This window comes from Flagellimonas okinawensis (genome assembly GCF_029194005.1).
GTDB lineage: Bacteria > Bacteroidota > Bacteroidia > Flavobacteriales > Flavobacteriaceae > Flagellimonas > Flagellimonas okinawensis.
Window position 1 is genome coordinate 295680 of sequence record NZ_JARFVA010000004.1, and the last position, 12371, is coordinate 308050.

A 12371-nucleotide genomic window follows, 5' to 3' on the forward strand; every position below is an offset into this window, starting at 1 on the left:
AACGTCCCATTAAAAATATTTCCTTTCAATCCCAATTTCCTTTCAGATGCCAAAGGCTATACCTTGGGTTTGTCGACTGCTGAATTGGATAGACTGTTTGTGTTTAGAAATCAAGGAAAATTTGTCAATTCGGCCGAAGAATTCCAAGAAGTGACCAAGATTTCGGATACACTTTTAAAGACCATCGCTCCATATTTCAAGTTTCCCGATTGGGTCAGTTCCGTTCCATCAACTACAAGGAAGCACCAGTCTCAATCTAAAACTAAGGTGCTTGTTAAGGATTTAAATACTGCAACGGCTTCCGATTTGATGGCAGTGTATGGAATAGGGGAGACCTTGTCCAAAAGAATTGTCAAATTTCGGGATCGTTTAGGCGGTTTTCTTGTGGATGAACAATTGTACGATGTTTATGGACTCAAACCAGAAGTAGTTCAGAAGACTTTACTCAAGTTTAAGGTAAAGGAAGTCCCAACGATAAAAAGAATAAACATAAATAAAGCAAGTGCGGAAGAATTGGCTCAATTGGTCTATATTCCCAAATCATTAGCTTACAATATTGTCGAATATAGGGGGCTGAATGGGGTGTTTCGGTCGTTCCAAGACTTGAAAAATATCGAAAAATTTCCTTCGGAAAAACTAGATAGAATAGCCTTATATTTGTCTCTTTAAAATAGGTGGTATGAGCGATATGTACTTCACGGAAGAGCATAATTTATTCCGGGAAAGTTTAAAGGATTTTTTGCAAAAGGAGGTGGTTCCCCATATAGGAGATTGGGAAGAGTCCGGTAAAATAGACAGGGCCATATGGAAAAAGTTCGGCGAGATGGGATATTTTGGTCTCATGACCCCCGAGGCATATTCCGGTTTGGGCCTGGACCTTTTTTATACCGTTATTTTTTTGGAAGAATTGCAAAAGATCAATTCGGGCGGTTTTGCCGCTGCCATGTGGGCGCACCAGTATTTGGCAATGACCTATGTGAACAAACTGGCCAATGATGATCAGAAAAAAGCTTATTTGGAGCCAAGTGTGCTTGGGGATAAAATAGGATGTTTGGGTGTGTCGGAGCCTTTCGGTGGAAGTGATGTTGCCGCTATGCGGACAACAGCTGAAAAAAAGGGTGATGTCTATATTGTGAACGGTTCCAAAACTTTTATTACTAATGGTGTTTATGGGGACTATATCATTCTCGCAGCAAAAACGGATAAGGATGCTGGCCATAAAGGGATAAGCATGTTTATCATGGATCGCAATGCAAAAGGGGTGACCGCAAGCAAACTCAACAAGCTAGGATGGCGGGCATCCGATACCGCAGAACTTGCGTTTGATAATGTAGAGGTTCCAGCTGCCAATTTATTGGGAGAGGAGAACAGTGGTTTTGGCTATATCATGGAGGCTTTTGCTTTGGAGCGTTTGGTGATGGGTGTGAATGCACATGCAAGAGCAGAATTTGCCTTGGATTATGCACTGAACTATATGTCCGAACGAGAAGCTTTCGGAAAATCAATAGATCAGTTCCAGGCATTGCGCCATCGATTGGTGGAGCTATATTCGGATATGGTGATGTGCAAGCAATTCAATTATGCTACCATAGCACAAATGGAAAAAGGCGTATATGTGGTAAAAGAGGCGACCATTTCCAAACTTAAATCGACTAAAATGGCCGATGAGGTCATCTACAATTGTCTTCAGTTCCTGGGAGGCTATGGATATATAGAGGATTATCCCATGGCTCGATTGCTCAGGGATAGTAGGCTTGGCCCTATCGGTGGTGGTACTTCCGAAATTTTGAAGGAAATTCTTGCCAAGATTATCGTGGATAAAAAGGAGTACAAAAAGCGATTTGTCTAGGCGAATATCAAAAAAGTAAAATATTTCTTTAACTATTGATTATCATTTGTATATTTGCGCTCCAAAATATTAAAGAAAGGAGGTTGTAGCCCATGTTAATTATACCAGTTAAAGAAGGAGAAAACATCGATAGAGCACTAAAGCGCTTCAAGCGTAAGTTCGACAGAACAGGAACAATGCGTCAGCTAAGATCAAGACAGCAGTTCACAAAGCCTTCTGTAGAGCGTAGAGCGCAAATTCAAAAAGCACAATACATTCAGGGTCTTAGGGACCAAGAAGAAGTATAGGGCTATCGCTTTTACAAAATATATAAATCCCGTTCCAATATTGGAACGGGATTTTTCGTTTGGTACCTAAGCGGATTCAAATTGTTACTTTTGATATATGTCCATTGCAGCTTTTATATCTTATTTGAAGTTGGAGAAAAACTACTCCGATCACACCGTAAAAGCGTATCAAAAGGATATTGAGGTCTTTTCTGAATTTTGCAGAGATCAACATGATGAGGACAATATTCTTGGTGTCTCCTATCCTTTGGTCAGAAATTGGATCGTTGCCCTCTCGGATACAGGTGTTTCCAACAGGACCATCAATAGGAAAATATCATCTCTCCAGGCCTACTACAAGTTTTTATTAAAGATTGGTGAAATCAATACTTCGCCTTTGGTGAAACACAGGGCCTTGAAGACCGACAAAAAAGTCGAGGTTCCTTTTTCGGAAATGGAAATGGAATCCGTATTGTCCGAAATACCATTTGCAGATGATTTTGAGGGAGTGCGGGACAAACTCATGATAGAGTTGTTGTACGCCACTGGAATGCGAAGGGCGGAACTGGTCAATTTAAAATTAAAGGATGTGGATCTCTCCGCCAGGCAATTAAAAGTGCTGGGAAAACGAAACAAGGAAAGAATCGTTCCCATGTTATCTGCCACTGTAAAGCAGGTCCAAAATTATTTGCAGCAGCGAGCATCGCTTAAAAAGATAGTGGATTCCTCCTATCTGATATTAACAAAAGATGGTCTTAAAATTTATGAAACGCTTGTTTATCGAACTATAAATAAGTATTTTAGTTTGGTGTCCCCCAAGGTTAAAAAGAGCCCGCATATACTCAGGCACACCTTTGCAACACACTTGCTGAATCGGGGGGCAGATTTAAATTCCGTAAAGGAATTATTGGGTCATTCCAGTTTGGCATCAACGCAAGTGTATACGCACAACAGTATTGCTGAACTTAAAAAGGTACATCAAAAGGCCCATCCAAGAAACAAGAAATAAAATATTCTTGTATTGTTTAACTTCACTGTCCTGGACAGTACAAAAACTTCGTCTTATGAAAGTAAACGCACAATCGGTAAATTTTACAGCTGATGTTAAACTCCTCGACTTTGTCCAAAAACGAATGGACAAGTTGGAATTGTTTTATGACAAGGTGATTGAATCGGATGTATATCTAAAAGTGGAAAACACAAGTGCAAAAGAGAATAAGATCGTGGAAATCATGGTGTTCGTCCCTCGGGATAAAATCATGGTAAAAAAACAATGTAAGTCTTTTGAGGAGGCCGTTGATTCAGCTTGCAGTTCCTTGGAGAGACAGCTGGTTAAAAAGAAGGAGAAGCTCAGGGCGAAAGCTTGATGAAAATTTTTCAAAATTTATTTTGAATTAAAATATAAATATATACATTTGCAGTCCGTTAGAAATAGCGGGCTTTTTTAGTGAGTAAAAAGCGGTGAAATGCCGATATAGCTCAGCTGGCTAGAGCAGCTGATTTGTAATCAGCAGGTCGTGGGTTCGAGTCCCTCTATCGGCTCGTAAATTACTGAAAATTAAGGCGGGGGGATACTCAAGCGGCCAACGAGGACAGACTGTAAATCTGTTGGTTTTTACCTTCGCAGGTTCGAATCCTGCTCCCCCCACAAAGATTGTTCGTCGGAACAATCGGGAAGAAGGTTTATTGAAATAATGGAATCTTTTGGATGAAAGTTCAAAAAAATGCGGGAGTAGCTCAGTTGGTAGAGCGTCAGCCTTCCAAGCTGAATGTCGCCGGTTCGAACCCGGTCTCCCGCTCTAAACTTGAAACTTGGATTTCAAGATAAAGGTTGAAGTTTTAACGAGCTAAGCTTGTAACTTTAAACTCTAAACCTGATAACCCATAGGCCGGTGTAGCTCAGGGGTAGAGCGTTTCCTTGGTAAGGAAGAGGTCACGGGTTCAATTCCCGTCATTGGCTCAAAACGATTTGTACACTAATATAAACTAAGATTAAAATTATTTTAAAATGGCAAAGGAAACTTTTGATCGTTCCAAACCCCACTTAAATATTGGTACCATTGGACACGTGGATCACGGTAAAACAACATTGACTGCTGCTATTACCACTGTATTGGCAAACGCTGGTTTGTCTGAGCTTAGAAGCTTTGACTCCATCGACAACGCGCCAGAAGAAAAAGAAAGAGGTATTACTATCAACACTTCACACGTTGAGTACCAAACTGCTAACCGTCACTACGCTCACGTTGACTGTCCTGGTCACGCGGATTACGTAAAGAACATGGTTACAGGTGCTGCTCAGATGGACGGTGCTATTTTGGTAGTTGCTGCAACAGATGGTCCAATGCCACAAACTCGTGAGCACATCCTTTTGGGTCGTCAGGTAGGTATTCCACGTATCGTTGTTTTCTTGAACAAAGTTGATATGGTGGATGATGAGGAGCTATTGGAGCTTGTTGAAATGGAAGTTAGGGAATTGCTTTCTTTCTACGAGTACGATGGTGATAATGGTCCTGTTATCGCTGGTTCTGCACTTGGTGCTTTGAACGGTGAGCAAAAATGGGTTGACACTGTTATGGAATTGATGGAAGCTGTTGATACTTGGATCGAGGAGCCAACTCGTGAGGTTGACAAGGATTTCCTAATGCCTATCGAAGATGTATTTACAATTACTGGTCGTGGTACTGTTGCCACTGGTCGTATCGAAACTGGTGTTGCCAACACAGGTGACCCTGTAGATATCATTGGTATGGGTGCTGAGAAGTTGTCTTCTACCATTACTGGTGTTGAGATGTTCCGTAAGATTTTGGATAGAGGTGAAGCTGGTGATAACGTAGGTCTTCTTTTGAGAGGTATCGAGAAATCCGATATCAAAAGAGGTATGGTAATCTGTAAGCCAGGTTCTGTTAAGCCACACGCTAAATTCAAAGCTGAGGTTTATATCTTGAAAAAAGAAGAAGGTGGACGTCACACTCCATTCCACAACAACTACCGTCCTCAGTTCTACTTGAGAACAACTGACGTTACTGGTAACATTAACTTGCCTGATGGTGTTGAAATGGTAATGCCGGGTGATAACTTGACAATTACTGTGGATTTGATTCAGCCTGTAGCTTGTAGCGTAGGTCTACGTTTCGCTATCCGTGAGGGTGGTAGAACAGTAGGTGCCGGTCAGGTTACTGAGATTCTAGATTAATATTCATATATATTATAAAATTGCACTTAAGGGTGTTCCGATTTCATCGGGATACCTTTCAGTGTAATTATAAACGGGTGTAGCTCAGTTGGCAGAGCACTGGTCTCCAAAACCAGGTGTCGGGAGTTCGAGTCTCTCCTCCCGTGCAAGTAAAACACATAAAGATTATGGTCACTTACATAAAGGAATCGTTCGAGGAACTTAAAAACAATGTTACTTGGTTGGAAAGAAGTAAAGCTTCCAATCTAATGGTCATTGTAGCTGTTTTTTCCATTTTGTTCGCTTTGGCGACTTGGGGAGTGGATTCCTTGTTCAGTAACTTGATCACTTTGTATTTTGAAAAATTAATAGGATAAAGATCGGTCGATATGTCTGAGGTTCTGGAGAAAAAATGGTATGTAGTTAGAGCGGTCAGTGGTCAAGAGAACAAGATCAAAGGCTATATTGAAAGCGAGGTGGAGCGTGCCGGATTCGGTGACTATCTCGAAGAAGTTCTAGTGCCTACCGAAAAAGTTGTTCAGATCAGAAACGGAAAGAAAATCAACAAAGAAAGGGTTTACTTTCCAGGGTATATTATGATCAAGGCAAATCTTGGAGGAGAAATGGTCCACATTATCCGTTCCATTACCAATGTGATTGGTTTTTTGGGCGAAGTTAAAGGTGGTGATCCTGTTCCTTTGAGAAAGTCCGAAGTAAACCGTATGCTCGGAAAAGTGGACGAGTTGGCTGTAAATACAGACAACGTGGCCATACCATTTGTGTTGGGCGAAACGGTCAAGGTTATCGATGGGCCTTTCAACGGATTCAATGGAACTGTTGAAAAAATCAACGAAGAAAAGCGTAAGCTTGAGGTGATGGTGAAAATTTTCGGAAGAAAGACACCATTGGAACTAAGCTATATGCAAGTAGAAAAAGTATAACAAGAGCTGTTACATATATAAAGCTGTGTTGCTTCCAATTGACACACTTTAAATTTAATTAGAAACAATGGCAAAAGAAGTAGATAAGGTAGTTAAATTACAAGTTAGGGGAGGTGCTGCGAACCCATCGCCACCGGTTGGACCCGCCTTAGGTGCTGCTGGTGTTAACATCATGGAGTTCTGTAAGCAGTTTAATGCTCGTACGCAGGACAAACAAGGTAAGGTATTACCTGTTGTTATCACCGTTTACAAAGACAAATCTTTCGAGTTTGTTGTAAAAACACCACCTGCGGCAGTTCAATTGATGGAAGCGGCTAAGATTAAAAAAGGATCGGGAGAACCTAACAGGGTTAAAAATGGTTCAGTAACCTGGGATCAAGTAAAAGCGATCGCCGAGGACAAAATGGCGGATCTTAATGCTTTTACCGTGGAATCTGCAATGAGTATGGTTGCGGGTACAGCAAGATCAATGGGTCTGAAAATAGCAGGACCAAGACCTTTTTAAAATCTGAAAGCAATTAAGAAATGGCAAGATTGACTAAAAAGCAAAAAGAGGCCCAGGCCAAGATAGACAAGAACAAGCTCTATACTTTGGAAGAGGCATCAGCTTTAGTAAAAGAAATAACCAATGTAAAATTTGACGCTTCCATTGATTTGGCAGTTCGTTTGGGTGTGGATCCAAGAAAAGCAAATCAAATGGTACGTGGCGTGGTTACCCTTCCGCACGGAACAGGTAAAGACGTAAAAGTTTTGGCATTGGTGACTCCAGACAAAGAAGCAGAGGCCAAAGAAGCTGGTGCTGACTTTGTAGGATTGGACGAATATTTGGATAAGATCAAAAACGGTTGGACTGATGTTGATGTAATCATCACCATGCCAAGTGTTATGGGTAAACTAGGACCATTAGGTAGAATTTTGGGACCTAGAGGTTTAATGCCCAATCCAAAGACCGGTACGGTAACTATGGACGTTGCGAAAGCGGTATCCGATGTGAAGGCCGGTAAAATAGACTTTAAGGTGGACAAAACTGGTATTGTGCACGCTGCAATAGGAAAAGCTTCTTTCTCTGCTGATAAGATCGCAGGAAATGCAAGGGAATTGATCGATACCCTTATCAAAATGAAGCCATCTGCTGCAAAAGGTGTGTACATGAAGAGTATCTACTTGTCAAGTACCATGAGTCCTAGTGTTCAATTAGATCCAAAAGCAGTTCAATAACTGGTAGTTCAATTTTTATAACTATGACAAGAGAAGAAAAAGCAACAGTAATAAAAGACTTGACTGCACAGTTGGCTGATAATCCAAACATTTACTTGGCGGATATATCAGGATTGAACGCCGTGGATACCTCTAACTTAAGAAGAGCGTGTTTCAAGGCAAACATTAAGCTTGCGGTCGTTAAGAACACCTTGCTTGCAAAAGCAATGGAAGCTTCTGATAAGGAATTCGGTGAACTTCCCGAAGTATTGAAGGGCAATACATCTTTGATGTTGTCCGAAACAGGGAATGCACCAGCGAAACTTATCAAGAACTTTAGAAAGAAATCGGAAAAGCCCGTATTGAAAGGAGCCTTTATTGAAGAGGCAGTTTACATTGGGGATGAAAACCTTGAGGCACTTGTTAACATCAAGTCCAAAGAGGAAGTTATCGGGGATATCATTGGATTGTTGCAATCACCAGCTAAAAACGTTATTTCTGGACTTAAGTCCGGTGGCGGTAAATTGGCAGGTATCCTTAAAACACTTTCTGAGAAAGAATAATTCGCGCACAATAAACTAAGTATATTTTTAAAAATTTTTATTAAACGATAGAAAAATGGCAGATTTAAAAGATTTTGCAGAACAGTTGGTAAACCTTACAGTAAAAGAGGTAAATGAGTTGGCCGACATTTTAAAAGAAGAATATGGTATTGAGCCTGCTGCTGCTGCAGTAGCTGTTGCTGGTGGTGCTGCCGGTGGTGGTGAAGCTGAGGCTGCTGAGGAAAAATCAGAATTTGACGTAGTCCTTACTGCTGCTGGTGGATCTAAATTGGCAGTTGTTAAATTGGTAAAAGAATTGACAGGTCTTGGTCTTAAAGAGGCTAAAGATATCGTTGATAGCGCACCAAAGGCAGTTAAAGAAGGTGTTTCTAAAGACGAAGCAGAAGGTATCAAAAAATCATTGGAAGAAGCAGGAGCAGAAGTTGAGCTTAAATAATCGCTTTTCCCATTAGAACTTGGTTAAGGTCTTTCCATTTTTGGTTAGACCTTAGCCTATTTATATAAGGAGTGTATAAAGCCGTACACCAACCCACTTAGTAATCACGATCAAAATTTGTCCATAGATGTTCACAAACACTATTGAAAGAGTTAATTTCGCATCCGCTAAGAACATACCGGAATACCCGGATTTCTTGGACATTCAGATAAAATCGTTCCAAGACTTTTTCCAGCTTGAAACTAAATCTGACGAAAGAGGAAACGAAGGTCTCTACAACACCTTCATGGAGAATTTTCCAATCACCGATACCAGAAATCAGTTTGTACTTGAGTTTTTGGATTACTTCATTGATCCACCAAGATATTCCATCCAAGAATGTATCGAGCGTGGACTTACCTATAGCGTACCGTTAAAGGCACGTCTAAAATTATACTGTACCGATCCAGAGCACGAAGATTTCGAGACCATTGTACAGGACGTGTATTTGGGGACTATCCCTTACATGACCCCAAGTGGAACTTTCGTTATCAACGGAGCGGAACGTGTTGTAGTATCCCAGTTGCACAGATCTCCAGGGGTTTTCTTTGGACAATCTTTCCACGCAAACGGGACAAAATTGTATTCAGCCAGGGTAATCCCATTCAAAGGATCTTGGATTGAATTCGCCACCGATATCAACTCGGTGATGTATGCCTATATCGATAGGAAGAAAAAATTACCGGTAACCACTTTGTTCCGTGCCATCGGCTTTGAAAGGGACAAGGATATTTTGGAAATCTTCGACCTTTCGGAAGAAGTTAAGGTTTCCAAATCCGGACTTAAAAAAGTATTGGGCCGTAAATTGGCCGCTAGGGTGTTGAACACATGGCATGAGGATTTCGTGGACGAGGATACAGGAGAAGTGGTTTCCATCGAAAGAAACGAAATTGTACTTGATCGTGATACAGTTTTGGAGAAAGAGCATATCGATGAGATCATTGATGCCGATGTGAAGACCATTTTGCTTCACAAGGAGAACAATGCGCAATCGGATTACGCCATTATCCACAACACCTTGCAAAAAGATCCTACCAACTCCGAGAAAGAAGCGGTAGAGCATATCTATAGACAATTACGTAATGCCGAGCCGCCTGATGAGGAAACAGCTCGTGGTATTATCGATAAATTGTTCTTCTCCGACCAACGTTACAATCTTGGTGAAGTAGGTCGTTACAGAATGAACAAGAAATTGGGATTGGATATCGGAATGGACAAACAAGTTTTGACCAAGGAAGATATCATTACCATCATTAAATATTTGATCGAGTTAATCAACTCCAAAGCGGAGATTGATGATATCGATCACTTGTCCAACCGTCGTGTGAGAACCGTTGGGGAACAATTGTCCCAGCAGTTCGGCGTAGGTTTGGCACGTATGGCACGTACCATCCGTGAGCGTATGAACGTTCGTGACAACGAAGTGTTTACACCGATCGATTTGATCAACGCAAAGACATTGTCATCCGTGATCAACTCTTTCTTCGGAACCAACCAGTTGTCCCAGTTCATGGACCAGACCAACCCGTTGGCCGAGATTACGCACAAAAGAAGATTGTCCGCATTGGGGCCAGGTGGTCTTTCACGTGAAAGAGCCGGTTTCGAGGTGCGTGACGTTCACTATACGCACTACGGAAGATTGTGTCCGATCGAGACACCTGAAGGTCCGAACATTGGTTTGATCTCTTCATTGTCCGTATTTGCCAAGGTGAACAATATGGGCTTCTTGGAAACTCCTTACCGTAAAGTAGAAGATGGTAAAGTGGATACCAAAAACCACATTTACCTAAGTGCAGAGGAAGAAGAGGGAATGAAGATTGCCCAAGCCAACATTCCATTGGCTGATGACGGTACCATTGAAAGAGAGAAGGTAATTGCCCGTGAGGAAGGTGATTTCCCGGTTGTGGATCCAACAGAGGTAAAATATACCGATGTTGCACCGAACCAGATCGCTTCCATTTCGGCATCCTTGATTCCTTTCTTGGAGCACGATGATGCGAACCGTGCATTGATGGGATCTAACATGATGCGTCAGGCAGTTCCATTGTTACGACCAGATTCTCCGATCGTAGGTACAGGTTTGGAAAGACAAGTAGCTACCGATTCCCGTGTTTTGATCAATGCAGAGGGCGATGGAGTAGTGGAATATGTGGATGCACAGAAAATCACCATCAAGTACGATAGAACGGAAGAAGAAAGATTGGTAAGCTTTGATGATGATTCGAAGACCTACCAATTGGTGAAGTTCAGAAAAACAAACCAAGGTACCAGCATCAACTTGAAGCCTATCGTTAGAAAAGGGGACAAGGTGAAAAAAGGTCAGGTACTCTGTGAAGGATATGCTACCGAAAAAGGTGAATTGGCCTTGGGTAGAAACATGAAGGTGGCCTTCATGCCTTGGAAAGGATACAACTTTGAGGATGCGATCGTGATTTCCGAAAAAGTGGTTCGTGAGGATATCTTTACTTCCATCCACGTGGATGAGTATTCCTTGGAAGTAAGGGATACCAAATTGGGTGCAGAGGAATTGACCAACGATATTCCAAACGTTTCCGAAGAGGCCACTAAGGATTTGGACGAGTACGGTATGATCCGTATCGGTGCAGAAGTGAAGCCTGGTGATATCTTGATCGGTAAGATCACTCCAAAAGGAGAATCCGATCCAACACCGGAGGAAAAACTGTTGCGTGCCATCTTTGGTGATAAGGCAGGTGACGTTAAAGATGCATCATTGAAAGCTTCTCCATCATTGAGAGGTGTGGTAATCGATAAGAAATTGTTCTCACGTTCCATTAAGGACAAGAGAAAACGTTCCGAAGATAAAGAAGCCATCGCAAGATTGGAGATGGACTACGAAGTGAAGTTCCAACAGCTTAAAGATGAATTGATCGAGAAGTTGTTCGGGTTGATCAGCGGAAAAACATCACAAGGTGTTATCAACGACTTGGGAGAAGAAGTACTTCCAAAAGGAAAGAAATACACCATTAAGATGTTGAATGCCGTTGACGATTTTGCTCACTTGGTGGGAGGTAGCTGGACAACGGATGATGCTACCAATGCATTGGTGGCCGATTTGTTGCACAACTATAAAATCAAATTGAACGATATTCAAGGTAACCTTAGAAGGGACAAGTTTACCATCTCAGTAGGGGATGAGCTTCCTGCAGGTATCATGAAATTGGCCAAAGTTTATATTGCCAAAAAGCGTAAGCTTAAAGTTGGTGATAAAATGGCCGGTCGTCACGGTAACAAAGGTATCGTTGCCCGTATCGTTCGTCAAGAGGATATGCCGTTCTTGGAAGATGGAACCCCAGTGGACATTGTATTGAACCCGCTTGGTGTACCTTCAAGGATGAACATTGGTCAGATCTACGAAACCGTATTGGGCTGGGCCGGATTGAAATTGGGCAAAAAGTTTGCCACTCCGATTTTCGACGGTGCCTCATTGGATGAGATCAACAAGCTTACCGATGAAGCAGGTGTTCCAAGATTTGGGCACACCTACCTATATGATGGTGGAACAGGTCAACGTTTCGACCAACGTGCAACCGTTGGTGTGATCTACATGTTGAAACTGGGACACATGGTAGACGACAAGATGCACGCAAGATCTATTGGACCATACTCTTTGATCACTCAGCAACCATTGGGTGGTAAGGCACAGTTCGGTGGTCAGCGTTTTGGAGAGATGGAAGTTTGGGCATTGGAAGCCTATGGAGCATCATCTACCCTTAGGGAGATATTGACCGTTAAGTCGGATGATGTGATCGGTAGGGCCAAGACCTATGAGACCATTGTTAAGGGTGAAACCATGCCAGAACCTGGATTGCCAGAATCTTTCAACGTATTGATGCACGAACTTAAAGGTTTGGGCTTGGATATCCGATTGGAAGAGTAGAACACTA

13 protein-coding genes and 5 tRNA genes are annotated in these 12371 nt (G+C 42.0%); all 18 read left to right on the forward strand.

The window, feature by feature from the left end:
- The first annotated feature begins 63 nt into the window (after positions 1–63).
- The 18 genes from PY091_RS13425 (at position 64) to rpoB (ending at position 12364) form a co-directional block, all read left to right on the forward strand.
- Positions 64–669, forward strand: a complete 606-nt coding sequence (locus PY091_RS13425) for a ComEA family DNA-binding protein (RefSeq protein ID WP_275650173.1) — start codon at positions 64–66, stop codon at positions 667–669.
- 10 nt (positions 670–679) lie between these two features.
- Positions 680–1849, forward strand: a complete 1170-nt coding sequence (locus PY091_RS13430; protein WP_275650174.1) for an acyl-CoA dehydrogenase family protein — start codon at positions 680–682, stop codon at positions 1847–1849.
- A 92-nt stretch (positions 1850–1941) separates the two neighbouring features.
- The gene (rpsU, locus tag PY091_RS13435; protein ID WP_090299076.1) at positions 1942–2136 is read left to right on the forward strand and encodes a 30S ribosomal protein S21; all 195 of its coding nucleotides are present in this window, start codon (positions 1942–1944) and stop codon (positions 2134–2136) included.
- A 97-nt stretch (positions 2137–2233) separates the two neighbouring features.
- Entirely contained in the window at positions 2234–3124 is an 891-nt protein-coding gene (locus PY091_RS13440; RefSeq protein ID WP_275650175.1) for a tyrosine-type recombinase/integrase, read from the forward strand.
- Between the two features lie 55 nt (positions 3125–3179).
- Positions 3180–3482 carry a ribosome hibernation-promoting factor, HPF/YfiA family gene (hpf, locus tag PY091_RS13445; RefSeq protein WP_275650176.1) on the forward strand — a complete coding sequence of 101 codons (303 nt, stop codon included), beginning with the start codon at positions 3180–3182 and terminating at the stop codon, positions 3480–3482.
- A 101-nt stretch (positions 3483–3583) separates the two neighbouring features.
- Positions 3584–3657 (forward strand) — tRNA-Thr (locus tag PY091_RS13450).
- Between the two features lie 23 nt (positions 3658–3680).
- Positions 3681–3763 (forward strand) — tRNA-Tyr (locus PY091_RS13455).
- A gap of 78 nt (positions 3764–3841) precedes the next feature.
- Positions 3842–3914: transfer RNA gene (locus PY091_RS13460), tRNA-Gly, on the forward strand.
- An 89-nt stretch (positions 3915–4003) separates the two neighbouring features.
- Positions 4004–4075: transfer RNA gene (locus PY091_RS13465), tRNA-Thr, on the forward strand.
- 48 nt (positions 4076–4123) lie between these two features.
- Complete coding sequence (gene tuf / locus PY091_RS13470) at positions 4124–5311, forward strand: elongation factor Tu (protein WP_275650177.1); 1188 nt, start codon at positions 4124–4126, stop codon at positions 5309–5311.
- Positions 5312–5384: 73 nt separating this feature from the next.
- Positions 5385–5457, forward strand: a tRNA-Trp gene (locus PY091_RS13475).
- Positions 5458–5478: 21 nt separating this feature from the next.
- Positions 5479–5667, forward strand: coding sequence for a preprotein translocase subunit SecE (gene secE, locus PY091_RS13480; protein WP_127138518.1), 189 nt, complete (start codon positions 5479–5481; stop codon positions 5665–5667).
- Positions 5668–5679: 12 nt separating this feature from the next.
- A complete protein-coding gene (gene nusG, locus PY091_RS13485; protein WP_036383134.1) occupies positions 5680–6231 on the forward strand; it encodes a transcription termination/antitermination protein NusG in 552 nt (183 codons plus the stop codon).
- Positions 6232–6298: 67 nt separating this feature from the next.
- Positions 6299–6736, forward strand: coding sequence for a 50S ribosomal protein L11 (gene rplK / locus PY091_RS13490; RefSeq protein WP_275614750.1), 438 nt, complete (start codon positions 6299–6301; stop codon positions 6734–6736).
- A gap of 20 nt (positions 6737–6756) precedes the next feature.
- Positions 6757–7449, forward strand: coding sequence for a 50S ribosomal protein L1 (gene rplA, locus PY091_RS13495; protein ID WP_275650178.1), 693 nt, complete (start codon positions 6757–6759; stop codon positions 7447–7449).
- A 23-nt stretch (positions 7450–7472) separates the two neighbouring features.
- Positions 7473–7991: a 50S ribosomal protein L10 gene (gene rplJ, locus PY091_RS13500; RefSeq protein ID WP_275650179.1), complete on the forward strand. Its 519-nt coding sequence runs from the start codon at positions 7473–7475 to the stop codon at positions 7989–7991.
- Positions 7992–8046: 55 nt separating this feature from the next.
- The gene (rplL, locus tag PY091_RS13505; protein ID WP_166247126.1) at positions 8047–8427 is read left to right on the forward strand and encodes a 50S ribosomal protein L7/L12; all 381 of its coding nucleotides are present in this window, start codon (positions 8047–8049) and stop codon (positions 8425–8427) included.
- 127 nt (positions 8428–8554) lie between these two features.
- Positions 8555–12364: a DNA-directed RNA polymerase subunit beta gene (gene rpoB, locus PY091_RS13510; protein ID WP_275650180.1), complete on the forward strand. Its 3810-nt coding sequence runs from the start codon at positions 8555–8557 to the stop codon at positions 12362–12364.
- Positions 12365–12371: the final 7 nt, after the last annotated feature.